Annotated in this window: 22 protein-coding genes and 1 tRNA gene; 8 read left to right on the forward strand and 15 right to left on the reverse strand. The window is 72.2% G+C overall.

All coding sequences use genetic code 11. The features are described from left to right. Positions 1–9: 9 nt before the first annotated feature. From ACZ5C2_RS00760 to ACZ5C2_RS00770, 3 genes are all read right to left on the reverse strand, one after another. Positions 10–741: a nucleotidyltransferase family protein gene (locus ACZ5C2_RS00760; protein WP_468785068.1), complete on the reverse strand. Its 732-nt coding sequence runs from the start codon at positions 739–741 to the stop codon at positions 10–12. A gap of 357 nt (positions 742–1098) precedes the next feature. Then, complete coding sequence (locus tag ACZ5C2_RS00765; RefSeq protein WP_468785070.1) at positions 1099–1557, reverse strand: hypothetical protein; 459 nt, start codon at positions 1555–1557, stop codon at positions 1099–1101. Positions 1558–1748: 191 nt separating this feature from the next. Continuing rightward, entirely contained in the window at positions 1749–2837 is a 1089-nt protein-coding gene (locus ACZ5C2_RS00770; RefSeq protein WP_468785072.1) for an ABC transporter ATP-binding protein, read from the reverse strand. A 408-nt stretch (positions 2838–3245) separates the two neighbouring features. On the opposite strand from ACZ5C2_RS00770, the gene ACZ5C2_RS00775 reads away from it, so the two are divergent. Continuing rightward, positions 3246–3322: transfer RNA gene (locus ACZ5C2_RS00775), tRNA-Thr, on the forward strand. A 57-nt stretch (positions 3323–3379) separates the two neighbouring features. Here ACZ5C2_RS00775 and ACZ5C2_RS00780 read toward each other — a convergent pair. From ACZ5C2_RS00780 to ACZ5C2_RS00790, 3 genes are all read right to left on the reverse strand, one after another. After that, on the reverse strand, positions 3380–4276 hold the full coding sequence (locus tag ACZ5C2_RS00780; protein WP_468785074.1) for an aminoglycoside phosphotransferase family protein: 897 nt from the start codon (positions 4274–4276) through the stop codon (positions 3380–3382). Positions 4277–4322: 46 nt separating this feature from the next. Beyond that, the gene (locus ACZ5C2_RS00785; RefSeq protein ID WP_468785076.1) at positions 4323–5297 is read right to left on the reverse strand and encodes a zinc-binding dehydrogenase; all 975 of its coding nucleotides are present in this window, start codon (positions 5295–5297) and stop codon (positions 4323–4325) included. Positions 5298–5359: 62 nt separating this feature from the next. Next, on the reverse strand, positions 5360–6520 hold the full coding sequence (locus tag ACZ5C2_RS00790; RefSeq protein WP_468785078.1) for an FAD-dependent oxidoreductase: 1161 nt from the start codon (positions 6518–6520) through the stop codon (positions 5360–5362). A gap of 132 nt (positions 6521–6652) precedes the next feature. Here ACZ5C2_RS00790 and ACZ5C2_RS00795 point away from each other — a divergent pair, with 132 nt between their 5' ends. Then, entirely contained in the window at positions 6653–7330 is a 678-nt protein-coding gene (locus ACZ5C2_RS00795; RefSeq protein ID WP_468785080.1) for a pentapeptide repeat-containing protein, read from the forward strand. 9 nt (positions 7331–7339) lie between these two features. Here the strand turns inward: ACZ5C2_RS00795 and ACZ5C2_RS00800 are convergent, their stop codons facing one another. Next, on the reverse strand, positions 7340–7840 hold the full coding sequence (locus ACZ5C2_RS00800; RefSeq protein WP_468785748.1) for a hypothetical protein: 501 nt from the start codon (positions 7838–7840) through the stop codon (positions 7340–7342). Positions 7841–7922: 82 nt separating this feature from the next. On the opposite strand from ACZ5C2_RS00800, the gene ACZ5C2_RS00805 reads away from it, so the two are divergent. Continuing rightward, positions 7923–9347, forward strand: a complete 1425-nt coding sequence (locus ACZ5C2_RS00805; RefSeq protein WP_468785082.1) for a M1 family metallopeptidase — start codon at positions 7923–7925, stop codon at positions 9345–9347. 1 nt (position 9348) lies between these two features. On the opposite strand, the gene ACZ5C2_RS00810 is transcribed toward ACZ5C2_RS00805, so the two are convergent. Then, positions 9349–9864: a hypothetical protein gene (locus ACZ5C2_RS00810; RefSeq protein ID WP_468785084.1), complete on the reverse strand. Its 516-nt coding sequence runs from the start codon at positions 9862–9864 to the stop codon at positions 9349–9351. 188 nt (positions 9865–10052) lie between these two features. Continuing rightward, on the reverse strand, positions 10053–10628 hold the full coding sequence (locus tag ACZ5C2_RS00815; protein ID WP_468785086.1) for a TerD family protein: 576 nt from the start codon (positions 10626–10628) through the stop codon (positions 10053–10055). A gap of 186 nt (positions 10629–10814) precedes the next feature. On the opposite strand from ACZ5C2_RS00815, the gene arfB reads away from it, so the two are divergent. Further along, positions 10815–11252 carry an alternative ribosome rescue aminoacyl-tRNA hydrolase ArfB gene (gene arfB / locus ACZ5C2_RS00820; protein ID WP_468785750.1) on the forward strand — a complete coding sequence of 146 codons (438 nt, stop codon included), beginning with the start codon at positions 10815–10817 and terminating at the stop codon, positions 11250–11252. Positions 11253–11593: 341 nt separating this feature from the next. Here the strand turns inward: arfB and ACZ5C2_RS00825 are convergent, their stop codons facing one another. Further along, entirely contained in the window at positions 11594–12178 is a 585-nt protein-coding gene (locus ACZ5C2_RS00825; protein ID WP_468785088.1) for a flavin reductase family protein, read from the reverse strand. A 315-nt stretch (positions 12179–12493) separates the two neighbouring features. Here ACZ5C2_RS00825 and cdgB point away from each other — a divergent pair, with 315 nt between their 5' ends. Then, entirely contained in the window at positions 12494–14182 is a 1689-nt protein-coding gene (cdgB, locus tag ACZ5C2_RS00830; protein ID WP_468785090.1) for a diguanylate cyclase CdgB, read from the forward strand. Positions 14183–14298: 116 nt separating this feature from the next. Continuing rightward, complete coding sequence (locus ACZ5C2_RS00835; protein WP_468785092.1) at positions 14299–15234, forward strand: carbohydrate-binding protein; 936 nt, start codon at positions 14299–14301, stop codon at positions 15232–15234. Here ACZ5C2_RS00835 and ACZ5C2_RS00840 read toward each other — a convergent pair. The 3 genes from ACZ5C2_RS00840 to ACZ5C2_RS00850 form a co-directional block, all read right to left on the reverse strand. Further along, on the reverse strand, positions 15231–16160 hold the full coding sequence (locus ACZ5C2_RS00840; protein ID WP_468785094.1) for a 1-phosphofructokinase family hexose kinase: 930 nt from the start codon (positions 16158–16160) through the stop codon (positions 15231–15233). The two genes, ACZ5C2_RS00835 and ACZ5C2_RS00840, sit on opposite strands and share 4 nt — an antisense overlap. 120 nt (positions 16161–16280) lie before the next feature. Then, positions 16281–17426, reverse strand: a complete 1146-nt coding sequence (nagA, locus tag ACZ5C2_RS00845; RefSeq protein WP_468785096.1) for an N-acetylglucosamine-6-phosphate deacetylase — start codon at positions 17424–17426, stop codon at positions 16281–16283. Next, a complete protein-coding gene (locus ACZ5C2_RS00850) occupies positions 17426–18406 on the reverse strand; it encodes an ROK family protein (protein WP_468785098.1) in 981 nt (326 codons plus the stop codon). Before ACZ5C2_RS00850 ends, nagA begins: the two co-directional genes overlap by 1 nt. Before the next feature lie 92 nt (positions 18407–18498). On the opposite strand from ACZ5C2_RS00850, the gene ACZ5C2_RS00855 reads away from it, so the two are divergent. Further along, a complete protein-coding gene (locus ACZ5C2_RS00855) occupies positions 18499–19767 on the forward strand; it encodes an extracellular solute-binding protein (protein ID WP_468785100.1) in 1269 nt (422 codons plus the stop codon). 10 nt (positions 19768–19777) lie between these two features. Next, positions 19778–20035: a DUF3263 domain-containing protein gene (locus ACZ5C2_RS00860; protein ID WP_468785102.1), complete on the forward strand. Its 258-nt coding sequence runs from the start codon at positions 19778–19780 to the stop codon at positions 20033–20035. Positions 20036–20047: 12 nt separating this feature from the next. Here the strand turns inward: ACZ5C2_RS00860 and otsB are convergent, their stop codons facing one another. Beyond that, positions 20048–20911: a trehalose-phosphatase gene (otsB, locus tag ACZ5C2_RS00865; protein WP_468785104.1), complete on the reverse strand. Its 864-nt coding sequence runs from the start codon at positions 20909–20911 to the stop codon at positions 20048–20050. A gap of 384 nt (positions 20912–21295) precedes the next feature. Next, a complete protein-coding gene (locus ACZ5C2_RS00870) occupies positions 21296–22723 on the reverse strand; it encodes an alpha,alpha-trehalose-phosphate synthase (UDP-forming) (protein ID WP_468785106.1) in 1428 nt (475 codons plus the stop codon). Between the last annotated feature and the right edge of the window lie 52 nt (positions 22724–22775).

Raw genomic sequence — 22775 nt, forward strand, 5'->3', positions numbered from 1 at the left:
GACGTCGTCTCAGCGGCCCTGCGCCGCCAGCTCCTTCGCCGCCTCCGTCAGGTCCTTCGCGGTGTCGATCGCCCGCCAGTAGGAGCCCTGGGGGATCGGGAACCCGGCGAGCCGGCGCTCACGCGCGAGGCGCGGGAACGTGGTGCGTTCGTGGTCGCCGCGCTCCGGGAGCAGATCGGCGAATTCGGCGGAGAAGACGTACACACCCGCGTTGATCTCGGAGGTCGACGGCGGGGCCTCGATGAAGTCGGTGATGTGACCGAAACCGTCGGTGCGTACCGCACCCCACGGGATGCGCGGGCGGGCCAGGGCGAGGGTCGCGACGGCGTCCCGCTCGGTGTGGAAGTCGGCCATGTCGCGCAGCGAGAACCGGGTCCAGATGTCGCCGTTGGTGGCGTACCAGGGCTGGTCGGGGTGCGGAAGATGGGCGGCGGCGTACTTCAGGCCGCCGCCGCGGCCGAGAGGTTCCGTCTCGACGACGGTGGTGACGGAGACGGGCAGATCGGTGGTCTCCAGCCACTTCTGGAGCACCTCGGCGAGATGGCCGCAGGAGACGACGACGTCGGTGACGCCCTCCTCGGCGAGCCAGGTGAGCTGATGGCCGATGATCGGGGTTCCCGTGCCGGGGATCTCGACCATCGGCTTGGGCCGGTCGTCGGTGTACGGACGGAGCCGGGAGCCCTGGCCGCCGGCCAGGATGACGGCTTGTACGGGGCGGGAGGCGGCACGCGGGTCGGTCATGCCCGCACTTTACGCGGAGCTCGGCTTGGGGCTGCGGGCAGTCGTGCCGGTTCACTGGTCGGTGCTCGGTGCTCGGTGCTCGGTGCTCGGTGCTCGGTGCTCGCGTTGGCGCGGCGCGGCGCGGGGCGGGGCGGCGCGGCGCGGGGCGGGGCGGGGCGGCGCGGGTGTTCGCGTTGCCGGGCGCACACGGGGTGCCTCCTCACTCTCGACGTCGCCCGAGCGGGAGGTACCCCCACCGCCCACCCGTGCCGCCATGCGGCACGACTGCCCGCGGTGGGCCCGGCGGGCGCGGTGCGGCTGCCCGCGGAGGCGGCGGGGTGTGGTGCGGGTGGGCGGAGGCTGCCTGTGGTCGCGGGGTCAGCCGTTGGCCTTGACCACTCCTGAGGCGAAGGAGGTGTCGCAGACCGGGCGGGCGTAGGACTGTGCCTTGGTCGGGCCGTAGACGCGGACCGCGGCCCTGCCCAGGGAGCGGGCGATCGAGGTGCAGTGCTTCGCCAGCGCCGGGCGGTCGTTCACCGCCTGCTGGAGGTGGGTGAGCGCCACACCCGGGTCCTCCTCCTGCAGCTCGACGAGCAGCTTGTCGCGCAGCACATCCTGCGGTGCACGCGCACCGGCCCGCGACGAGGCGCCGGAGGCGGAGGTGTCCGCGGCGGCGAGCACCGGGCTCGAGGGGGCGCCCGACCAGTTGACCCCCGCGACCGCGAGGGTCCCGGAGAGGACCAGGACGACGGGCAGGACGAGGGCGAGGGAACGGCCGATCCGACGGGCAGGGCCGCCCCGGCCGCGTCGCGTCTGAGGGTTAGTGGAGTGCTTCACGCGTGTGAGGGTAGCGCCCGGTAGCCGCGTGAAAACATTCCGTCACCGTTACGGGGGACGGGGAATCTCCGATTCCGCGCGGCGTGTTGACGCACACTGCTCGAAATGACCGTTGTGCCGGGGTATTTGTCGACAACGTGAAGGGGCCCCGCAGCGCGCCGCGGGGCCCCTTCACGTCAGTACGGTCGACCTCAGTCGGACAGGCGCGCACCCGTCGACGTCGCGAACACGTGGGTCTCACCCGCACGCGGTACGACGTGCAGCAGGCTGCCCTTCTCCGGGACCTCACGGCCGCCGACGCGGACCACGACGTCCTTGGCCTCGCCGTCGACCTGAGCGGTGCCGTACACGAACGCGTCGGAGCCCAGCTCCTCGACGACGTTGACGGTGACCGCGAGACCCTTGCCGGTGTCGGCGCCGGTCACGTCGAAGTGCTCGGGACGGACGCCCACGGTGACGGTCCTGTCCGTGGCCGAGGCCAGCGCGTCACGCTGCACCGGCACCACCGAGTTGCCGAACATCACACCGCCGTCGGCGATCGGGACCTCGATCAGGTTCATGGCGGGGGAGCCGATGAAACCGGCGACGAACAGGTTGGCGGGCTTGTCGTACATGTTGCGCGGGGTGTCGATCTGCTGGAGCAGACCGTCCTTGAGGACCGCGACACGGTCGCCCATGGTCAGGGCCTCGACCTGGTCGTGCGTGACGTAGACGGTGGTGATTCCCAGACGGCGCTGGAGCGAGGCGATCTGCGTACGGGTGGACACACGGAGCTTGGCGTCCAGGTTGGACAGCGGCTCGTCCATGAGGAACACCTGCGGCTCACGCACGATGGCGCGGCCCATGGCGACACGCTGGCGCTGACCGCCGGAGAGCGCCTTCGGCTTGCGGTCCAGGTACTCGGTGAGGTCGAGGATCTTCGCGGCCTCTTCGACCTTCTTCCGGATCTCCGCCTTGTTGACGCCGGCGATCTTGAGCGCGAAGCCCATGTTGTCGGCGACCGACATGTGCGGGTAGAGCGCGTAGTTCTGGAACACCATGGCGATGTCCCGGTCCTTCGGCGGCAGGTGGGTGACGTCGCGGTCGCCGATGCGGATGGCGCCGCCGTTGACGTCCTCGAGCCCCGCGAGCATGCGGAGCGAGGTGGACTTGCCGCAGCCGGACGGGCCGACGAGGACGAGGAATTCGCCGTCCGCGATCTCGATGTCCAGGGCGTCGACGGCGGGCTTGGTGGAGCCGGGGTAGACCCGGGTCGCCTTGTCGAACGTGACAGTGGCCATGGTGAATGGTCCCCTTCTACCGGCAGGAACGTGCCGGACGATCCGAGTAGGAAGGTGATGCCACGACGGTGTTCCGTTGTGGTGTGGTCCACATGAGTGAACTGGCACAGGACGGTACCTGGCGTTCACCTGGTCTGTCAGTAGTTCCAGGGCTGTGAATTTCGCGGAAACTTTCGATCACGGAGATGGCTGGGCGTACCCCCACCCAGCGCTCCCCGTCCGGCGGACCCGCGTCCGCGGTGCCCGCGCTCCCGCCGCCCCGGGCCGCATCGGCAGCAGGAGGAGGGAGAGAGGCCGGTCGGCGCGCGTACGGCCTGGGATGATGGGGCGGACCCACTCCCACAAGTGCGTGGCTCGGCGAAAGCGGCACTGTGTACAGTGGACCAGCCTTCGCGCGCGCCGCGCGGCGCCTCCTTAGCTCAGTTGGCCAGAGCAACGCACTTGTAATGCGTAGGTCGTCGGTTCGAATCCGACAGGGGGCTCCAGTACACGGTCCCGGGCCGGTCCGTCTCCGGCCCGGGATTTTCCCTGTCATGCGGCTTCTACGCAGCACTGGCCCGCAGGCGGCGGGCGATCTCCAGGCCGTTCTCGTCGAGGGGGCGGCCGTCCCCGGTCTCCCACAGGCAGTTCTGCAGCAGGCGGCCGTACGTCCACGCGCGCGCACGCGCGCGGTCGAGGCCGAGGACGTCGGTCATGGCGTCGAAGCGCCAGACGATGTCGTCGGGGTCGAAGTTGTTGGCGAGGGCGGGCCAGAGGTCGAAGCCGGGGTCGCCGGCGAGTGGCTTGGGGTCGATGGCGAGCCAGGGGGCGCGGTCGGCGGCGAGGACGTTCTCGTCGTGCAGGTCCCAGTGCAGGAGGCGGTCACCGGGTTCGTCGGCGACCTCGCGTACCGCGGCGGCGCAGTCGGCGACGATGCGGCGGGCGGCGGGGTCCGGGATGCGGCCGAGTGCCGGAGGGGTCCGCTCCAGCATGGACGCGGTGATGTCGCCGAGACGGCGCATGCCGTCGGGGGCCGGGGTGGTGTGGAGGCGGGCGAGGAGGCGGGCGATGACCAGGACGCCCTCGTGGACGTCGGGGTGGTGGGCGAGCATCCGGGTGGCGTCGAGGCGTTCCAGGAGCAGGGTGCCGGTGGGTTCGTCGTGGTCGAGCAGGCGGACCGCCCCGACGCCGTTCCACAGGCGCAGCGCGGTCGGTTCGCCCTCGCTCTCGTGGTCGCGGATCTGGAGTTTCAGTACCGCGGGGGTGCCGTCCGCGCGGTCGACGGGGAGGACCAGGGCGCTCACGCCGTGCATGGGCGCCCCGGTGACGCTCAGGTCCCAGCGGTCGAGGAAGGCGGCGGCGCGGTCCGGAAGGGCGGCGATGAAGGCCCGGCCGGCTTCCTTGTTGTACTTCTCCTGGGCGGCGGCGAGTTCCGCGGGAATGTCGATCACTTCTCGCACGGTAGTGGCGTGCGGGAGCGGGGGCCCGTGGTTTTGCCGGGCGTCCTCACGGCTCCAGGACGACCTTCCCGATGGTGCCCCTGCTCTCCAGGGCCCGGTGGGCGGCGGCGGCCTCGACGAGCGGGAAGCGGTGCACGGTGGGGGTGAGCCGGCCTGCGGCGGCTTCGGTGAGGGCGCGGAGTTCCAGGGTGCGGACGGGGTTGGGGCCGCCGGCCCTGCGCATCATCTCGGGGCCGAGGACGTTGCTGGAGAGGCCTTCGACGAGGTACGGGCTGTCGCTGTCGATGCCTTGGGAGGACCAGCCGAAGACGATGTGCCGGCCCTCGGAGGAGAGGAGACCGACCACCGCGCGGGCGACGTCCCCGCCCACGCCGTCGTACAGGATGGTGATCCTGCCGCGGTGGGCGTCGAGGTGTTCGGGCCAGTCCGGGGCCGTGTAGTCGACGGCGAGGTCGGCGCCGTTGGCCCTCGCCCGCGCGGTCTTCGTGGGGCCGCCGGCCAGGGCGATGACGGTGGCGCCGGCGTTCCTGGCGTACTGGACGAGGAGTGTGCCGATGCCGCCCGCCGCGGCCGGGACGACGACCACGTCCGTGGGGCCCGGTTCGGCGAACTGCACGATTCCCATGGCCGTACGTCCTGTGCCGATCATGGCGACGGCCTCGGCGAAGTCCAGCCGCTCCGGGATCTCGTGCAGTCGGCCGGTGTCGGTGACCGCCAGTTCGGCGTAGCCGCCGGGCGCGAACCCCAGGTGGGCGACCACGCGGCGGCCGAGCAGGTCCTCGGGGGCGCCCGTGCCGAGCGCGTCGACGATTCCCGCGACCTCGCGGCCGGGGACGGTCGGCAGGGTGGTGGGGGCCGGAGCCGGGCCCTGCATCCCTGCGCGCAGGGCCGTGTCGAGGAGGTGGACGCCGGCCGCGCGGACGGCGATACGGATCTGACCCGGGCCCGGCCGGGGGTCTTCGACTTCCTCGTACATGAGGTTCTCGGCCGGGCCGTGGGCGTGCAGGCGGATGGCGTGCATCGGGGTCTCCCAGTGGGTTGCGGCGCCGGGTGGTGCGCCGTTACGGCTCCCACGGTGTGACCTCAAGCTCGCTTGAGGTCAAGCGCGTTCCGGCCGAGGGCGAGGGAGACGGCCGTCAGGGCGCTGTTGAAGGAGACCTCCGAGAGCACACCGGGCGCGGCGACCTGGTCACCCGCGAGGTAGACGCCGTCGCCCCGGTCGACGGCGGGCCGGTCGCGCCAGCTGGTGCCGGGCGGGTCGACGGCGCCGGTACGGCCGTTCGCCACCGCCTGCCGCCGCCAGGTGACCCGCTCCCGCCAGCCCGGGAAGGCCACGTCCAGCAGTTCCTCCGCGCGAGCGGTGCCGTCCGCCCTGGACTCGTGGGGGGCGATGGGGATCTGGCCCTGGATCAGCTGTTCGCCGGCCGGGGCGAGGGTGCGGTCCTGCGCGGTGAAGCGCTCCAGCCAGCCCGGCGCGTCCAGGTCGGACACGACGAACGCGTCACCGCGGCGGGTGCGCAGGGCGAGGTCGACCAGGACGGTGCGGCCGCTCGGCCAGGTCAGTGCGGCGTCGCCGAGGAGACGGCGGGCGGAGTCCAGCGAGGTGGCGACGACGACCGGGGCGCCGTGGGGCACGGTGCCGACGCGGGAGAGGGTCTCCATCCGTACGCCCAGGTCCCACGCGCGGGCCGCCATCCGGTCGATGAGGCCGCCCCAGCCGCCACGCGGATAGTGCGCCTCCGGGGGAAGCCTGGTGGCGCGGCGCAGGCGTTCTTGTACGAACGAGGCGGACAGGGAGCCCGGGTCGTGGTGGAAGAGCGCGACCGCCGCGTAGTGGGCGGCGGCACGGGCGCCCTCCTCGCCGGCGATCCGGGTGGCCCAGGTGCGGAAGTCGGTGTCGACGGGGGCCTGCGTGCCGGTGTGGCGCAGCAGTTTCAGCAGCGCGAAGGGCGGGGTGCGGCGCAGGGTGCCCCGGTGGCGGAGTCGCAGCCGGGTCGCTTCCAGGGGTGGGACGGGCGCGAGCGGCCCGATGAGGCCGCGCTGACGGAGCCAGGTCCAGTGGGGGCCGCCGCTGTAGAGGGCGTGGGGTCCTTCATTGGTCCGGTAAGGGCCATCGGCGGTGCGGGCGCGGCCACCGAGGGTGTGGTGGGCCTCGTGGACGGTGACCTTGGCGCCCGCCTCCGCGGCGGCGATCGCTGCGGTGAGTCCGGCGAAGCCGCCGCCGATGACGGTGATGCGGTGCATGGCTGGGGGTCTCCCTTGGTCGGGGTCGCCTTCCGGCGTCGTGAAGACGACGGAGCGAGGGCGCCGGAATGTGACATGCGTGGGTTTTCGCAGGTCGGGGGGATTGTCAGTGGTGGGGTGCAGCATGGGGTCATGGCGAGGAGAGCGGTCGGTGGTCCGGTGGTGAAGGCGGCGCGGCGCCCCGAGCTGCGGCTGCCGGCGCTGGAGCGGTACGCGGGGGGTGAGCTGGAGCCGGACGGGGACTACGACGGGCTGGAGTTCCGGGAGGCGGACTTCGCCGGGCAGGACGGTGGCGGGGCGCGCTTCATGGACTGTGTGCTGACGGGGTGCGCGCTGGACGAGACGCGACTGTCCCGTGCGCGGGTACTGGACTCGGTGCTCGCCGGTGTCCGGGGGGTGGGCACGGACCTCGCCGAGGCGACCCTGCGCGACGTCGAGCTGACCGAGGCGCGGCTCGGGGGGACGCAGCTCCACGGGGCGGGGCTGGAGCGGGTCCTGATCCGCGGCGGCAAGATCGATTTTCTGAACCTGCGCGGGTCTCGGCTCAAGGACGTGGTCTTCGAGGGCTGTGTCCTGGTGGAGCCGGACTTCGGCGGGGCGCGGCTGGAGCGCGTGGAGTTCGTGGACTGCGCGCTGAAGGGCGCGGACCTCTCGGGTGCCACGCTGAAGGACGTGGATCTGAGGGGAGCCGCTTCGCTGGAGATCGCGAGGGGGGTGGACCGGCTGTCGGGGGCGGTGATCAGCACGGCCCAGCTGCTGGATCTGGCGCCGGTGCTGGCGGGGGAGCTGGGGATCAGGGTGGAGGGCTGAGCCGCCGGGCTACGTCAGGCGGGGGAAGCGGGCCTGGAGGGTCCAGACGGCCGGGTTTTCGGCGAGGTCGTCGTGGAGGTCGGTCAGGTCGGCGAGGAGATCGTGGAGGAAGTCGCGGGCCTCGCGGCGGAGTTCGGCGTGGGAGAAGGTCAAGGGGGGCTCGGCGGCGGGCAGCCATTCCGCCTCGATGTCCACCCAGCCGAAGCGGCGCTCGAAGAGCAGGCGGTCGGTGGACTCGGTGAAGTCCAGTTCCGCGTGCTGGGGCCGGGAGGCGCGGGAGCCGGCCGGGTCCCGGTCGACGTGCTCCACGATGTCGCACAGTGCCCAGGCGAAGTCGAGCACCGGCACCCATCCCCAGGCTGTGGACAGTTCACGGTCCGTCCTGGTGTCGGCGAGGTAGACGTCGCCGCAGAACAGGTCGTGGCGCAGGGCGTGGACGTCCGCGCGGCGGTAGTCGGTCTGCGGGGGGTCGGGGAAGCGGTTGGAGAGGGCGTAGCCGATGTCGAGCACGTGGGTGATGGTGTCACGGCGCGGCGCACCGGCCCTCGTGGGATCCCGGGGAGCGCTCATGGCGTCCTCATAGGATCCCGGAGTGCGCTCCTACCGCCCCCGCTCCGGCTCTCGCGCCGTCGTCGCCGTCCTGCTCACGGTGTCGCTGGCGGCGTGCGGAAGTGGTTCGGGGGCCGGTTCCGACGGGTCCGGCGGGTCCGGTGCCGGCGACCCGTACTTCCCGCAGTCCGGCAACGGCGGCTATGACGTCGTCCACTACGCCCTCGGCCTCTCCTACGACCCCCGCGCCCGCCACCTCACCGGGACCGCGACGATCACCGCCCGCGCGACGCGGGACCTCACCGCGCTCAACCTCGACCTCGAGGGTCTCGACGTCGAGGCCGTCACCGTCGGCGGTGCGAGCGCCCGGTGGAGCCGCGACGGTCAGGAGCTGACCGTCCGGCCGCGCGAGAAGCTCGACCGGGAGGCGCGCTTCCGTGTCGCCGTCCGCTATTCCGGCACTCCGGAGACCGTCACCGACCCGGACGGCTCCGAGGAGGGCTGGCTGCGTACCGCCGACGGGGCGCTGGCGCTGGGGCAGCCGGTGGGGTCGATGACGTGGTTCCCGGGCAACCACCACCCGTCCGACAAGGCGACGTACAGCCTCGCGGTGACCGTGCCGAAAGGGCTGCGGGCGGTGTCCAACGGGGAGCCGGACGGCGAGGAGACGAAGGAGGGCCGTACGACGTACCGGTGGCGCACCACCGAGCCGATGGCGAGCTATCTCGCCACCCTCGCCATCGGCAGGTACGAGACCGACCGCGCCGAGACCGACGGCGGTCTGCCCGTGTACACGGCCGTCGACCCGGAACAGGCGGAGGCGAGCCGCGCGATCCTCGCACGGATTCCGGAGGTCGTGGCCTGGGCGGAGCGGACCTTCGGGCCGTACCCGTTCTCCTCCACGGGCGCGATCGTCGACCGTCCCGAGGACGCCGGATACGCCCTGGAGACGCAGAACCGCCCCGTGTTCCCCGGCGCCCCCGACATCGGGTTGCTGGTCCACGAGATCGCCCACCAGTGGTACGGGAACTCCGTCACCCCGCGGACCTGGCGGGACATGTGGCTCAACGAGGGTTTCGCGACGTACGCGCTGTGGCTCTGGCAGGAGGATCACGGCGGTGGCACCGCGCAGCAGACCTTCGACGCGCTGTACGCCGGTGGGTACTTCCCGGACGCGGAGACCAATCAGGCGCTCTGGGCCTTCCCGCCGGCCGAGCCGCCGGACGCGGCGCGCATCTCGGCCACTCCCGTGTACTGGCGCGGTGCGATGGTCCTGCACAAGGTCCGGCAGACGGTCGGTGACGACGCCTTCGCCGCCCTTCTGCGGGGCTGGGCGGAGGAGCACCGTCATGGCATCGCGGACACCGGCGAGTTCACGGCGTACGTGGAGGAGACGGCGCCGGACAAGGACTTCGGGGGGATCTGGGAACAGTGGCTGTACGGGGAGGGGCGGCCGGCGCGGCCGTGAGTCACGCCTGCGACCGTGCCGCCCGGTGCCGCCTCGCGTAGGACCAGGTCACCGCGGTCATCAGGGCCGGGACGGCGAACAGCGGGGCGAAGGCGGCGGCCCAGACGGTCTGTGCGGTGCCGTCGGCCATGAAGGTCCGGCTCTCGACGGTGAAGGCGACCACGAGCTGCCACAGGGCCACCACGATCAGCGCGCCCGAGGCGGTCCAGGACAGTGCGGTGAGGGCCCGGGGCCGCAGGGGCCGCCACCGGTCGCTGACGAGCAGCAGAGGAAAGAGGGCGGCCAGTTCGGTGAGGACGGACAGGCCGACGACGTAGGCGATGCCCCAGCCCGGGATGGCGAAGACGTCGCGCAGCACCTGGTCGGTGTAGCCCACGTGGACGCCGGATGCCATGGCGATGCGCCACAGGCCGGACGGGAGCGCGCAGAGCGCGATGGCGTGGGCGGTGCGACGGGCCCAGGCCGGAGCGGGACGTGGTGCGGGGAACGGAACGGTCGCCGTGGTCATGGTGTCCATGCTGCTCGCGGGCCCGGCGGCCGGTCGTCATGCGCGGTGCCGGTCCGTCTCCGCCGTGTGGGGGAGGGGCGCACCGGCCGAGGGGAGGATCCGGTGAGGGCCGGAAGGGCCCGGACCGCTCCACCGCATGCCGGAGCCCCGGCCCGGCTGGGAGCCGGGCCGGGGCTCCGGCATGGAGGCGGCGTCCGTCAGACGCTGACGCCGAAGTCCTGGGCGATGCCCACGAGACCCGAGGCGTAGCCCTGGCCGACCGCGCGGAACTTCCACTCCGCGCCGTTGCGGTACAGCTCGCCGAAGACCATGGCGGTCTCGGTGGCCGCGTCCTCCGACAGGTCGTAGCGGGCGATCTCGGCGCCGCCGGCCTGGTTGAGGATGCGGATGTAGGCGTTGCGCACCTGGCCGAAGTTCTGCGAGCGGTTCTCGGCGTCGTAGATCGACACCGGGAAGACGATCTTGTCGATGTCGGCCGGGAGCGCGGCCAGGTTGACGTTGATCGCCTCGTCGTCGCCCGCGCCCTCGCCCGTGCGGTTGTCACCGGTGTGGACGATGGTGTTGTCCGGGGTCTGCTTGTTGTTGAAGAACACGAAGTGGCCGTCCGAGTAGACCCTGCCCTGCGTGTTGACCGCGATCGCCGAGGCGTCGAGGTCGAAGTCCGTGCCGGTGGTGGTGCGGACGTCCCAGCCGAGGCCCACGGTGACGGCGGTCAGGCCCGGAGCCTCCTTGGTGAGCGAGACGTTGCCACCCTTGGACAGGCTTACAGCCATTGTTGGGAGTCCCTTCCCTCGTTTACGTACGGCTAGAAGCTACAGCTACCACCTTGAACGCGGAGAGGGGTACGCGAGGTTCCAGCTCGCTTTACTTTCTTTACCCGGTTCTGTCGGGATCCGTGCGGCATCCGCCCGGGACCGGAACCGATATTCGGGTGACGTGACCCTGTCGGACGCGGGAACCTGTACGGCATGTCCGGTCCGTATGTCATCCGCGGCTCCGTCTCCCTGCCCGAGGCGGAGCTCATGTGGCGTTTCTCGCGGTCGTCCGGACCGGGTGGGCAGCATGTGAACACCAGTGACTCCCAGGTCGAACTGCGCTTCGATCTCGCCGGTACCGAGGCGCTGCCCGAGGTGTGGAAGCAGCGGGCGCTGGAGCGGCTGGAGGGGCGGCTGACGGGTGGGGTGATCACTGTTCGCGCTTCGGAGCACCGCTCGCAGTGGCGCAACCGTGAGACCGCTGCCGTACGGCTGGCCGCGCTGCTCGCGGAGGCGACCGCGCCTCCGCCCAAGCCGCGCAGGCCGACCCGCATTCCGCGCGGCATCAACGAACGGCGGTTGCGGGAGAAGAAGCAGCGGTCCGAGACGAAGCGGGGGCGCTCCGCGCGGGACTGGGGGTGAGGTTGTGTCTCCCCAGGGCGTGGTTCGCGCCCTGGGGGTGATCCCGGCCCCCGGGGGCGCCGCCCTGGCGGCAGTTGCGGAGGTGGGTGACCGGGAGTTCCGGGGGTGTCCGTCGTGTGGTTCCCGCGGGTCCGTTGTGGCCGGTCGCGCGGTTCCCCGCGCTCCTTCGGGGCGCGTCTCGCCCTGCTCCTGATCGGGGCGGACCCGTAGGGTGAGGGCGGCCTTGAGGTTCTTCGGGGTGATCCCGTCGGGACGGACTGCCGTAGTCGTCGTCACCCGGGCACTCGAGGGGCGCACATTCCGTCCCGTTCAAAGGGATTTCGGCCGCGCGGACCAGGCGTTCAGCCCAACTGCCGGTAACGGCCCCGGAAATACGTCAGCGGACCGGCTTCCGCACTCGGCACGCGCGCGGTCAGGACGTGTCCGATCACCAGGGTGTGGTCCCCCGCCGGCACCCGCTGTTCCGTGCGGCACTCCAGGGTCGCCAGCGCACCGCCCACGAGCGGGGCGCCGCTGTACTCGCCGCGACGGTACGGAATGTCCGCGAACAGCAGGCGGTCGCTGACCCGGCCCTTCATCGCGAAGCGGCCCGCGATGTGCCGCTGGCTCTCGGAGAGCACGGACACCGCCCACAGCGGCTGTTCGTCGAGCAGGTCGTCCATGCGGGAGCCGTTGCGCAGGCTGACCAGCACCAGCGGCGGGTCCAGGGAGACCGACAGGAACGCGGTCGCGGTCATGCCGACCTCCTCGCCGGCCGGCGCCCCGGGGTCGTCCGGGTCCAGCGGCGGCTCCTGTGCGGTCACCAGGACCACGCCGGCGGCCAGGCGGGACAGGGCGGCGCGGAACTCGTCGTTGCTCACCCCCTCAGCATGCCGGGCGGCGGACGGAGCGGTGATCGTGGCCGGGGCGGCGGGAGTGTTCAGCACACGGGAACGCTAATCTCCGCTCCGGGCGCGCCGCATCGGGCCGTGGCCCGAGCCGGGACCTAGGACCAACGTCCGATCCGGGCACAGGCCCCGCGCAACCGCCGCAAAGAACGCGTTCGGGAAAAGCGCGGGGCAACTACGGAAAGACCACGCAGTTGTTCACCTTTGGCTGTGACTTGAGTCACAAGGGGTGGGAATTGTTGACCCTGTGTACCGAGTGAGCAGCGCGCTGTGATTCAGTGGCGGGGAAGCTGGTACGACGATACGCCGAAGAGAACCCTTGATTCGCTCCGAGGTCTCGGGGGGAGGGCGAGGATGGAGACCGAGTCGGAACCCTACGTTCGTCTTGCGTCGCTGCGGCAACTCCACCAGGCCATGGCCGACATGAACACGGCACGCAGCCTGGCGGACACGTTGCAGACGGTCGCGGACGGCGTCGTGGGCGCCCTCGGGTACGAGCTGGCGGCCGTCAACCTCGTACGCCCCGACGGCGATCTCGTGGTCGCCGCACTGGCCGGGAACTCCGCCGCCGAGGCCCTCATCACCGGCCGGGCCGGGTCCCGCGACTCCTGGGACCGCCGCCTGGCCATGGGTGAACGCTGGGGCGACCTGGTCTTCATACCGCACACCGAGGGCTGGGTCCTCGATGACGACGACGTCCCGCAGTGGTACACCGACGGGCCCGCGCCCCGCTTCGAGGACGAGTGGCACCCCTCCGACCGGCTCTTCGCCCCGATGTACGCGCCCGGCCCGCAGGGCGGCGGCACCTCCGGGGAACTGGTCGGCGTGCTCTCCGTGGACCGCCCGCGCAACGGCCGACGGCCCGGCGCCTGGGGCCGCGAGGCCCTGCAGATGTACGCCTTCCAGGCCGCCATCGCGATCAGCAACGCGCGTCTGCGCGCCAACATGCAGCGCGCCCTGGTCCGCCTGGAACGCGAGCAGCAGGCACTGCGCGCCAGCGAGGAGAGCTTCCGGCAGGCCTTCGAGTACGCGCCCTCCGGCATGGCGATCGCCGAGATGGGCGGCGACCAGCACGGCCGGATCCTGCGCACCAACGACGCCCTGTGCCGGCTGCTCGGCCGGCCCGCCTCCGCGATGCGCCGCTACTCCTTCTCCGATCTCGTCCACCCCGAGGACATAGGCACCCTGCTGCGCACCTCCGCGGAGGGCGGCCGCGCCGAGCTGCGCCTGGGCCGCCGCGACAACACCTTCGTCTGGGTCTCGCTGCGCAACTCCGTCGTCGCCGACGCCGCCGACGGCCCGCGCTTCCTGCTCACCCACGTCGAGGACATCGAGGAGCGCAAGCGCCGCGAGCTCCAGCTCGCCCACCGCGCCTCCCACGACTCCCTGACCGGGCTGCCGAACTCCGCCGAACTGCGGGCGCGCCTCTCCTCCCGGCTGTGCCGGCAGCAGCCGCAGAGCGCGCTGCCCGCCGACGTCGAGTCCATGGACCCCTTCGAGTCCTTCGACTCCCACGACGCCGCCTACGGCCCGCCGGCCTTCGACCGGGGGCACGACTTCGACTTCCCGCCGGACGCCGAGAGGTACGCCGGGTTCGACCGTCATGTGCACACGATCGCGCCGGCCGCGGAGTTCGACGACGGCGCCAAGGGGCTCGCGGTGCTCTTCTGCGACCTCGACGGTTTCAAGTCGATCAACGACCGGTTCGGGCACAACGCGGGTGACGCGGTACTCATCGAGGTCGCCCGCCGGCTCGGCAACGGCGTACGGGACGGCGACACCGTCGCCCGGCTCGGTGGCGACGAGTTCGTGATCCTCGCCGACGGGCTCGGCCGGGCCGACGCCCAGGACCTGGCCGTACGGCTGCGCAACGAGATCATCCAGCCCATCCGGGCCGAGGGCCGGGCCGTACGGGTCGGTGCCAGCTTCGGTATCGGCTGGGCACATTGCGGGATGACCGCGGACGAAGTGCTGAAGTCAGCCGACGAGCGGATGTACGTCGAGAAACGATCTCGTCCCAAACAGCACCGACGTGCGGGATGATGCGCAGGTCAGCGAGTTGATGCGATCCGGGTCACCCATTCGGCTCAGGGGGACCGGGTAGGCTCGCCTTCTCCGCACACGTACCACACCCGATCCGCAGCTAGGAGCACCAAGGGATGACGCCCGGCAGCAACGGCGCGAGCACGCCCGAGGACGACGACCCGTTCGGCTACCTCTACGCCGACGGGCAGGCCAACGGGGCACAGCCGCCGTCCGGCGGCTACGGCTACCCGAACTCGGTCAACCGGGTGCGGCCGGTGGGAAGCCGGCAGTACGGCCAGCAGGGCCCCGCTCCCCAGGCACCGCCGCAGCAGGGCGCCTACGCCCAGCCGAGCGCCAACTATGCCGCCCCGGAGACACTGCCCGGCGGCGCCACCACGACCTCGTCGCACCAGCCGTCGCACGGCGGAGGCGGTGGCCGGGGCCGCGGTCCCAACACCAAGGGCCTCCTCATCGGCGCGATCGCGGTCGTCGCCGCGGTCGTCATCGGCATTGGCATCGCCATGATCGGCGGCGACGACGACGAGAAGGGCGGCGACCAGGCGGGCGCCGGCCCGACCCAGACCCAGGGCCAGGGGGAGCCGAGCGCGTCGGCGAGCAAGGACGGGGCGGACGAGGAGAAGACCGAACTCCCGACCATCGACGCGAAGGCGCTCCGCTTGGACGGGGAAGCGGCCACGGCCTCCGACATCAAGGGCGCGAAGGCCGACGGTGGCGTCTATGTGACGGGCTTCAACAAGGTGGGCGCGAAGGTCACCTGGACCGTCGACGGCATCAAGAAAGGCACCTACCGCTTCTATGTGGGCTACGGCATCCCGGGTGAGGACGCCAACGCGACCGTAGTGGTCAACGGCAAGCCCGCGACCCGTCCCTTGAACATGAAGAACTTCGGCGGAACACCCAAGGGCGACTGGGAAAAGGGCTGGCAGACCACCTGGGCCAACGTGAACCTGACCGACGGCACGAACACCATCGAGCTCGCCTGCAACGAGGGCAACCAGTGCAACGCCATCCTCGACCAGTTCTGGCTGGAAGAGGAGCCGGACGCCTAGGCCGCGTTCGTTTCCCTGGTCACCGTGGTGCCGGTGAGTAGTTCCTCATAGGCCGTACGGTCGAATTCGCCGGCCACCGGGGAGAGGACTGTTGCCGCTGACAACGCGACCGCTCGGGACAGGCCTTCCGGCCAGGGCAGGTGTTCGACCCACGCGGACAGCAGTCCCGCGACCGCCGAGTCGCCGGCGCCGGTCGGGTTGCCGTGGAGGCCGGTGGGTGGGGTGGCGCGCCAGCGGGCATCCGGGGTGACCGCGAGCAGGCCCTGCGGGCCCAGGGAAGCGACCACCGTGGTGGCGCCCCGGCGGCGGGCGTCCTGGGTGGCGCGCAGCGGCTCGTGGGAGCCGGTGAGTTCGGCGAGTTCGTCGGCGTTGGGCTTGAGGATGTCGGGGCGGCCCGCCACCCCGCGGCGCAGCGCCGCGCCGTTGGTGTCGAGGAGGGCCGGCACCCCGGCCGCGCGGGCGGTGCGGATCAGGCTCGCGTACGCGCCCACCGGGACGCCCGGAGGGAGGCTGCCGCACAGGGCCACCGCCGAGGCGGAGGCCAGCAGATCCTCGTACACCTCCTGGAACGCGGACCACTCGGCGTGGCTGACGGCCGGGCCGGGCTCGTTGAGCTGGGTGGTGTCGCCGGAGCGTGTGTCGACGACGGCGATGGTGCGCCGGGTCGTGCCGGAGACCGGGACCAGCGCGTCTGTCAGCTTCGGGACCTCGGCCAGCCGGTCGCGCAGGACGCGTCCCGTCGTGCCGCCCGAGAAGCCGGTGACCGTCACCTCATGGCCGAGGGCCGCGAGGACCCGCGCCACGTTGACGCCCTTGCCTCCGGGGCGTTCCGTCACCTCGGACACCCGGTGGGAGGAGCCTGGCCGCAAGGACGGTATGCGATAGGTGATGTCGAGAGCGGTGTTCAGCGTGACCGTGAGAATCACCGGACCGACCTCCCCCTGTGTGCCTGCGTGTTTGTCTGTTCCGGGGGCACGATCATGCCAAACGGACGGCGGTCGGCCCACCCCAGGACCGGCCACCGTCCGCTGTGACCGCGGGACGGATCAGCCCAGTTGGGGATCGACCACCCATTCTCCCCGGCGCATCACGCCCACCAGATCGAATCCGGCGTCCAGAACCACCAGGTCGGCGTCCTTTCCGGGCTCCAGGGAGCCGATCCGGTCGTCCAGGCCGAGGAGCCGCGCCGGATTGGCGGAGATCGCCGCGACGACGTCCCCGACGGGCAGCCCGTCCACCGTCACCGCCCGTTTGAAGGCACGGTCCAGGGTGAGCGTGGATCCGGCGATCGAGCCGCCCTCCACCAGCCGGGCCACACCGTCCGCGACCTCGACCTCCAACGTGCCCAGCATGTAGTGGCCGTCACCGAAGCCGGCCGCGTCCATCGCGTCGGTGATGAAGGCGACCCGTTCCCGGCCCGCGTGGTGGAAGGCGAGCTGGAGCGCGGCCGGATGCAGATGCGTACCGTCGTTGATCAGCTCGACGGTGACCCGTTCGTCCTCGAGGAGGGCGGTGATGGGGCCCGGTGCGCGGTGGCCGAGCGGCGGCATCGCGTTGAAGAGGTGGGTGGCGACGGTCGCTCCCGCGTCGATGGCCCGGAGCGTCTGCTCGTACGTGGCGTCCGTGTGCCCGACGGCCGCGATCACGCCGTGCTCGGCGAGCAGCCGTACGGAGTCCAGGCCGCCCGGCAGCTCGGTGGCCAGCGTCATCATCCTCGCGTGCCCGTGCGCGGCGTCGATCAGCTTGCGCACCTCGGCCGGGTCGGGGTCGCGCAGCAACTGCTCGTCGTGTGCGCCCTTGCGGCAGGGGGAGATGAACGGCCCCTCGAAGTGGATGCCGGCGATGTCGCCCTGCTGGGCCAGTTCCGCCAGCATCCCGGCGTGCCGGGCGAGGAAGTGCAGGTCGCCGGTGACGGCGGAGGCGACCACCGTGGTGGTGCCGTGCACACGGTGGGTGTGGACGCCCTTGAGGACGTCCTCGGCGGTGCCGCCGGCGAAGGACGCCCCGCCGCCGCCGTGGTTGTGGAGGTCGACGAAGCCGGGGACCAGCCAGTGGCCGCTCAGGTCGGTCGTCCCGGCGGTGCCGGGCGCGGTGTCCGCGATCCGCGTGCCCTCGACGATCACGCGGCCGTCGTCCACGGTCCCGGTGGGCAGTACCACCCGGGCACCGGCGAGAACCTTGGTGGGGGCCATCAGGTGGTTACCTCCGAAGGGTACGAGGGGTCAGTGGTGTCGTTGATCAGGTCCCAGGCGAGGAGTCCCGCGCCCAGGCATCCGGCGGTGTCCCCGAGGGCTGCGGGGACGAGGGCCGGGAGCTTCTGGAAGGTGACCCGCCGCCGGACGGCCTCCCGCAGAGGTGCGAACAAGGTTTCCCCCGCCCCGGCGAGCCCGCCACCGATGATCAGCGCCCGGGGGTCCAGCAGGGTGAGCGCGGTGACCAGCCCGTCGGCGAGCGCGTCCACCGCCTCCTGCCACACCTGACGGGCCCGTACGTCCCCGGACTCGACGGCCTTCGCGCAGTCCGCCGCGTCCGCGCCCGGGTCGCCGCAGGCGGCCGCCCACGCCTCGCTCACCGCGGAGGCGGACGCGTACCGCTCCAGACAGCCGCGCTGTCCGCACGGACAGGGAGCGCCTCCGGGCCGTACGACGATGTGGCCGATCTCGCCCGCGAAGCCGTGCGCGCCCGCCTCCACCCGGCCGTCGATGCCGATGGCGCCCGCGATACCGGTGCCCAGCGGCACGAACAGGAAGCGGTCGGCACCCTGTCCCGCTCCGATGCGGCCCTCGGCGAGGCCGCCGGTGCGCACGTCGTGGCCGAGAGCGACGGGGACGCCGAGTCGCTCGGTGAGCAGCGCGCGCAGCGGGACGTCGCGCCAGCCGAGATTGGCCGCGTAGACGGCGACGCCCTTCGCCTCGGCGACGATGCCGGGGACGGCGACACCGGCGGCGGACGCGGCCTCGCCGTGCCGGTCGACGCCGTGGGCGCGTAGTTCCGCCGCGAAGCCGAGGATGTCCGCGACGACCGCGTCCGGTCCGCGTTCGCGGCCGGTGGGCCGGCGGGCCTGGTGCAGCAGCGCGCCGTCCGCCCCGACCAGGGCGGCTTTCATCCCGGTGCCGCCCACATCGAGGGCGATGACGTGTTTCACGTGGAACAGTGTGGCCCCCGGACCCATGAGAGGTCTAGTCCACTCACGTGGTGTAGACCTTATTCCGACTATCGAAAAATTTCGGATGGCGCGTGAGGCGCCGGGCAGGAGCGAGGCACGTGCAGCGGCGGGTCAGGACACGGACGATCGCGGTGGTGTCCGCACTGGGACTGACGGGAGTCCTCGGCGGATGCGGGGCCGGCGGCGGATCGTCCGACGTGACCCTGCGCCTGGTCGCCGCCGACTACGGCACCGGCGCGGCCGACAGCTCCGAGAAGTACTGGTCCGAACTGGTCGAGCGGTACGAGTCCGCCCACCCCGGTGTGAAGATCGACGTCAGCGTGTACTCCTGGAACGACGTCGACCGTGAGGTCAGGGAGATGGTCGACGCCGGCGACCCGCCGGACATCGCGCAGATCGGCGCGTACGCCGACTACGCGGCCGAGGGCAAGCTCTACAAGGCCGGCGACCTGCTGTCCATCCCCGTCCAGGCGGACTTCCTCTCGCAGCTCTCCGCCGCGGGGGAGGTGGGCAGCGTGCAGTACGGCATGCCGTTCGCCGCGTCCACGCGCGTGCTGTTCTACAACAAGGACCTGTTCACCGAGGCCGGCCTCACCCCGCCGACGACCTGGGACGAACTCGCCGGGAACGCCGAGACGCTCAAGGCACGGGGCGTGAAGTACCCGTACGCGCTGCCGCTGGGCCCGGAGGAGGCGCAGGCCGAGACCATGCAGTGGCTGCTCAGCGGCGACGGCGGCTACACCGACCTCGCGGGCACGTACGGAATCGACTCCACGGAGAACGTCGCGACCTTCGGCTGGCTGCGCGACGAGCTGGTCGGCAAGGGGCTCACCGGTCCCGTCGCGCCGGGCAAGCTCGACCGTGCCAAGGCGTTCGAGGCGTTCGCCGCCGGGGACGTCGGCATGCTCAACGGGCATCCCTCGCTGATGGAGATGGCCGGGAAGGAGGGCGTGACGTACGGCATGGTGCCGACGCCGGGTGCCGACGGGACGAGCGACTCCACGCTCGGTGTCGCCGACTGGATGATGGCCTTCAAGGAGCCCGGCCACCGCGACCAGGTCGGCGAGTTCCTCGACTTCGTCTACAGCGAGAAGAACGTCCTCGACTTCTCCCGCGAGTACAACCTGCTGCCGGTCACGGGATCCGCGTCCCGCGCGATGGCCGCCTCCGAACAGGACAAGGACCTCAAGCCGTTCCTCGACCAGCTGCCGACCTCGGAGCTCTACCCGGTCGGGAACATGTCCTGGGCGGCGGTCAACGCGGCGGTCAAGAAGGAGATCGGCAAGGCGGTCGCCCCGGGCGGCAGCCCCGCCGGCGTCCTCGGCGTCCTCCAGGCCACGGCCACGCGCGCACAGAGCGCGGAGTAGCCTGCGGCGCATGGACCAGGGGGACGAGCAACACGAGACCGGCGGCGGGCTGGCCCGGCGCGAGCGGGACGTCCTCGCGCTGGAGCGCCGGGGTTTCACCGGCCCCGGCGTGAAGGAGCGCGCGATCCGCGAGGAGCTGGGGCTGGCCCCGGTCCGCTACTACCAGCTCCTCAACGCCCTCCTGGACGACCCCCGGGCCCTCGCCCACGACCCGGTGACGGTCAACCGCCTGCGCCGGGTGCGGGAGTCGCGCCGCGCGGAACGCTGAGCGGAGGCGGGGTCAGGGCATGCTGTCCGCCAGCGCCCGCAGCAGCCGTACGACGCCGGCCGGGCCGTCCGTCACCACATCGGCGCGCTCCCGCAGCTCCGTGACCTCGTTGCTGCCGCTGCAGACGAGGAGGCCGGGGGTGCCGGCGGAGCGGAGTTTGTCGACGGCCGTGTAGGCGGCCAGGTCGCCGAGGTCGTCGCCGGCGTAGAGGACCGAACCTGCGCCGATCTCACGGGCGTACTCCATCAGGGCCACCCCTTTGTCCATGCCGGGCGGGCGCAGCTCCAGGACCATGCGGCCGGGCTCGACGACGAGGCCGTGCCGGGTGGCGAGGTCGCTGAGCGGCTCGCGCAGGGCCTCGAAGGCGGCCTCGGGATCGGCGGCCCTGCGGGTGTGGACGGCCACCGCCCGGCCGCCCTTCTCCTCGATCCACGTGCCCTGCCACGCGCCGGCCCGGTCGAGCAGCCCGGGCAGCTCCTCGCGGGCCGCGGCGACACCGGGATGCGGCGCGGGCGCGGTGACGGTACCGGTGACGGCGTCCCAGCGCTCGGCCCCGTAGTGGCCGAGAACGACCAGGTGCTCCAGACCGGGGACGCCGGCGAAGCCGCCGTTGCGGACCGCGACACCCGCCGGCCGGCCCGTGACGACCGCGACCGCGGCCACCTTCGGGGCGAGCTCGGCGAGTGCGGGCACCGCGTCGGGGTGCGCGCGGGCCTGCTCGGGGTCGGCCACGATCGGCGCGAGCGTCCCGTCGAAGTCGAGCCCGATCAGCGCCTTGTCCGGGTGGGTGAGAAGCGCCTCCAGCCCTTCCCGTCCGGCCTGCGTGGCGGGCGTCGGCGTGGCATTCGGGTCCGTGGAATCCGTATGGCTGGCCATACCGCCCAACCTATCCACGGTTGGCCCGGCCCACGCCTGCCCGACCGGCCATACCGGTCGGCCGGGTGCCCGGCTGTCCCGCCGCGCCTGCGACCGGCTGGGCGTGTGGTCGCCCGCGAAGCCTGTCTGTCCGTGGGTCTGTGCCGCCGGGTCTGTGCCGCCGGGGCCGTGCGGCCGGCTCCCGGTCGGCGGGGTGCGGGGGGTGTTGCGCCGGGTGGGTGGTCGGTTGGGCGTGTGGTTACCCACGGGCTCGCCTGTCCGTGGTGTTCGCTGCCCGGCCGGTGGGACTCCGTGGTGTTCGCCGCCGGGTCGGTGCGTCTCTGTGGTGTTCGCCGCCGGGTCGGTGCGTCTCTGTGGTGTTCGCCGCCGGGCCCGTGCGGCCGGTCATTCCGGTCGGTCGGGTGCCTGCCCGGTCCGCAGCGCGTCCAGCTGGTTCAGGAACCAGCGCGCCGGAGGGAGCGCGGTGGCCGATGCCGCCAGGCGCTTGGTGCGGTCGGTGCGGTCGGCCCGGTTCATCGTCAGCGCCTCGTGCAGGGCGTGGGCCGTCTCGACGACGTCGTACGGGTTGACCGTGATCGCGTCCTCGCCCAGCTCCTCGTGGGCGCCCGCCTCCCGCGACAGCACCAGCGCGCAGCCCGCGTCGGAGACGACCGGGACCTCCTTGGCGACCAGGTTCATGCCGTCGCGGATGGGGTTGACCAGGGCCACGTCCGCCAGCCGGTAGGCGGCGAGCGAGCGTGCGAAGTCGTCCTTGACGTGGAGGACGACCGGCTGCCAGCCGGGTGTGCCGTACTGCTCGTTGATCTCCTCCGCGACCCGCCGCACCTCGGCGGTGTAGTCGCGGTAGACGGCGAGATCCTGCCGGGAGGGGTAGGCGAAGGCGACGTGCACCACGCGTTCGCGCCACTCGGGACGGTCGTCCAGGAGCTGCCGGTACGCCAGCAGGCCCCGCACGATGTTCTTCGACAGCTCGGTGCGGTCGACCCGGACGATCGTCCGGCGCGCACCGCCGTCGGGCGCCGCGCCGATCTCCTCCCGCAGCGCGGCCATCCGCTCCCCGACGTCCGCCTCATGGGCGCGGGCGCGCAGGAAGTCCGCGTCGGCCCCCAGCCCGTGCACGCCGATCCGCGTGTCCCCGAGGCCGTCCGTGAAGCGCTCGCAGCACGCGGTGAACGCGTCCGCCCAGCGGTGGGTGAGGAAGCCGAGCCGGTCGGCGCCGAGCATCCCGCGCAGCACCTGCCGCGCGATGTCGTCGGGCAGCATCGCGAAGTACTCCGGCGGCGCCCACGGCGTGTGCGAGAAGTGGCTGATGCGCAGGTCGGGGCGGAGTTCCCGGAGCATTCCGGGGACGAGGGTCAGGTGGTAGTCCTGGACCAGTACCGCCGCGCCCCGCGCCGCCTCCTCGGCCAGCGCCCCGGCGAACGTGCGGTTGTAGCTCTCGTACGACGCCCACTGGCGGCGGAACCCGGCGTCGAAGACCGGCTCCACGGGGGTCTGGTACAGCATGTGGTGCACGAACCACAGCACCGAGTTGGCGATCCCGTTGTACGCGTCCGCGTGGACGTCCGCCGGGATGTCCAGCATCCGCACGCCGTCCTCGCCGGCCCCGCGCCGTACGGCCTCGCGGTCGCCGTCGGACAGCGCCGAGCACACCCACAGCGCGCCCGCCTCCGGCCCGATCGCCGACAGCCCGGACACCAGCCCCCCACCGCCCCGTTTGGCCCGCAGCGACCCGTCATCCGCAACCTCGTACGAGACCGGTCCCCGATTGGAGGCGACCAGCACCTGAGCAGCACCGAAGCTTGAAGCCATACGCCTCAACCTAGCCCGGCCCCCGGAACCTCAAACGTGCCCCCGCGCCACC

Source organism: Streptomyces sp. NPDC031365 (assembly GCF_055569765.1).